The sequence below is a fragment of the Syntrophorhabdaceae bacterium genome, from assembly GCA_028713955.1.
GTDB lineage: Bacteria > Desulfobacterota > Syntrophorhabdia > Syntrophorhabdales > Syntrophorhabdaceae > UBA5609.
On sequence record JAQTNJ010000306.1, the window covers coordinates 1 to 3,280 of the forward strand.

The 3,280-nt window shown below is 48.8% G+C and carries 2 protein-coding genes; both read left to right on the forward strand.

What is annotated here, in order from left to right:
• On the forward strand, window positions 1-1,557 hold a 1,557-nt coding region (locus tag PHU49_16180; protein ID MDD5245548.1), incomplete at its 5' end, for a hypothetical protein.
• Between the two features lie 11 nt (window positions 1,558-1,568).
• A partial coding sequence (locus PHU49_16185) for a DNA-directed RNA polymerase subunit beta' (protein MDD5245549.1) occupies window positions 1,569-3,280 on the forward strand: 1,712 nt, incomplete at its 3' end.

Sequence of the window (3,280 nt, forward strand, 5' to 3'; positions counted from 1 at the left end):
GGCAAAGAAGAGGTTACGAGAGACATCCCCAATGTCGGTGACGAGGCGCTGAAGGACCTCGACGAGAGCGGTATCGTGAGGATAGGGGCCACAGTAAGACCCAGCGATATCCTTGTCGGCAAGGTGACGCCAAAAGGTGAAACCCAGTTGACCCCCGAAGAAAAGCTTCTGCGGGCTATTTTTGGTGAAAAGGCAGGGGACGTTAAGGACACGAGCTTACGCGTTCCACACGGTATAGAAGGTATCGTAACCGACGTTAAAGTGCTCTCAAGACGGGGAATAGATAAGGATGACAGGAGCAGGGACATCGAGGATAAAGAGATATCCAATATCCTGAAGGATCAGGAGGATCAGATAAAGATCATCATCGACAGCAAGCGTTCAAAGATAGCCGAGCTTCTTGTCGGTAAGAACGCCCCCACCGATATCAAGGATGATAAAGGGAGAATGCTTGCCAAGAAGGGCGAATCGTTGACGAAAGAAAAGATAAACCTGATCAGTTTTGAAAAGGTCCAGCGTATGGATTTTGGCAATGAGGAACTGGAATCGAGGATCACAAAGGTTGTTGACAGTAAAGAGAACCAGGTCGAGCTTATCAGGCTTATCTATGAAGACAAGATCAACAAGATCAAAAAAGGCGATGAATTACCCCCCGGGGTAATCAAGACGATCAAAGTATATGTCGCAATGAAAAGAAAGGTAGCGGTAGGCGATAAGATATCCGGTCGGCACGGCAATAAAGGCATTGTCTCCATCATTCTTCCTGAAGAGGATATGCCTTTTACGGAAGACGGCACACCCATCGATATCGTTCTCAATCCTCTCGGTGTTCCGTCAAGAATGAATGCCGGCCAGATACTTGAGACCCATCTCGGCTGGGCGGCAAAAGAACTTGGCAAGAAGGTAGGGGAAATGGTTGACAACTATTACAGGCAGTGCTGCTCCCCTGAGGTAATAAAAAAACAGCTCAAGAGGATCTTTGCGAACAACGAATTAAAAGGTTTTATCGAGAGATTGAACGATGACGAGATCGTCCTGCTTGCAGAACAGATGAGGGACGGGATCCATACCGCTGTCCCGGTTTTTGATGGAGCAAAAGAGGAAGAGATCAATGAATTGTTCAAGATGGCCGGTATGTCTGATAACAGGCAGACAACGCTGTTCGACGGAAGGACCGGCGACCCCTTCCATCACAAGATTACCATCGGCAATATGTATTTTCTGAAATTGCACCATCTCGTTGACGATAAGATACATGCGAGGTCAATCGGCCCCTATTCTCTCGTGACCCAGCAGCCGCTTGGCGGCAAGGCACAGTTTGGAGGTCAGAGACTTGGAGAGATGGAGGTGTGGGCGCTCGAAGGATATGGCGCCGCTTTTTCGCTTCAGGAATTCCTCACTATCAAGTCAGACGACGTAAACGGCAGGATACGGGCATATGAGGCTATCGTGAAAGGCGAGGAAGTTCTTGAGCCGAATCTGCCTGAGTCTTTTAATGTCCTCGTGAAAGAATTGCAGGGTCTATGTATTAATGTAGACCTCATGAAAGAAGAATAAGGAGGGGTAAATTGGAAGAGTATTTTAAGTCCGATAAACAAAAAGACCCTTTAAGCTATACAGCGATCAAAATATCTCTGGCATCGCCGGAACTGATTGAAAAATGGTCTTACGGAGAAGTCAAAAAGCCGGAGACGATCAATTACAGGACCTTCAAGCCCGAGAGAGACGGCCTTTTCTGCGCAAAGATCTTCGGTCCTGTAAAGGATTATGAGTGCATCTGCGGAAAATACAAGAGGATGAAACACAGAGGGATCGTCTGCGAAAAATGCGGTGTGGAGGTCATACAGTCGAAGGTCAGGAGAGAGCGAATGGGACATATCAAGCTCGCCTGTCCTGTTGCCCACATCTGGTTCCTGAAGAGTATGCCCAGCAAGATCGGCACCCTCCTTGAACTGTCGATAAAAGAGGTGGAACGGGTCCTCTATTTTGAGAACTACATCGTCATAGAGCCGGACAATTCCCCCTATAAGTTCTGCGAGATAATAACGGAAGAGAGGTATATTGAAGCAAAAGAAAAATTCGGCGAACCATTTACGGCAGGAATAGGGGCAGAGGCCATTAGGGAATGCCTGAGAAAGATCAATGTCGATGACCTTGGCAAAACGATCAGGATCGAGATGAGAGATGCAACAAGTGATGCGAAAAAGAAGAAGCTCGCCAGAAGATTAAAGGTTGTTGACGCCTTCCGGATCTCGGGTGTCAGGCCCGAATGGATGATCCTTGATATTATTCCCGTGCTTCCGCCTGAACTGAGACCGCTTGTGCCATTGGACGGCGGCCGGTTTGCCACCTCTGACCTGAATGATCTTTACAGAAGGGTCATTAACAGGAATAACAGGCTGAAAAGGCTGATGGAGCTTAATGCTCCGGAGATAATCATCAGGAATGAAAAAAGGATGCTCCAGGAGGCAGTCGACGCGCTTTTTGATAACTCCAAGAGGGGCAGGGTCGTCACCGGCGCAAGTAAAAGACCGCTTAAATCCTTAAGCGACATGTTGCGGGGAAAGCAAGGCAGGTTCCGTCAGAACCTCCTTGGCAAGAGGGTAGACTACTCCGGAAGGTCAGTTATTGTAGTGGGTCCTGAGCTGAGATTGCATCAATGCGGTCTTCCGAAATCCATGGCGCTGGAGCTCTTCAAGCCCTTTGTCTATAACCGGCTTATCAAAAAGGGATATGCCACGACGATCAAGAACGCAAAGAAGATAGTCGAAAAGGAGCGTTCGGAGGTATGGGATGTCCTTGAAGAGGTTATCAAAGAACATCCGGTCCTTTTGAACAGGGCGCCAACCCTCCACCGTCTGGGGATACAGGCATTCGAACCGCAGCTCATTGACGGGAAAGCGATCCAATTACACCCGCTCGTTTGTCCTGCTTATAATGCGGACTTTGACGGTGACCAGATGGCAGTCCATGTACCGCTTTCAGTAGAGGCTCAAACAGAGGCACGGGTGCTTATGATGTCAACAAACAACATACTGTCCCCGGCAAACGGCAGGCCGATCATCGTGCCGACGCAGGATATCGTCCTCGGTCTCTATTATCTGACGATCGAAAGAAAGTACAAGCCGGGGCAGAGCAAAGACACCTATGAGTTTGGTCTCGATGAATTCACGGGCAGTACCGCGGTGGCAACGCTCTGTGCGGAGATTAAGCAGGATAAGTATGCCCTGGAGCCAAAGTCACATGACAACACCGTTGAGCGCCTTAACGAAATTTTGCG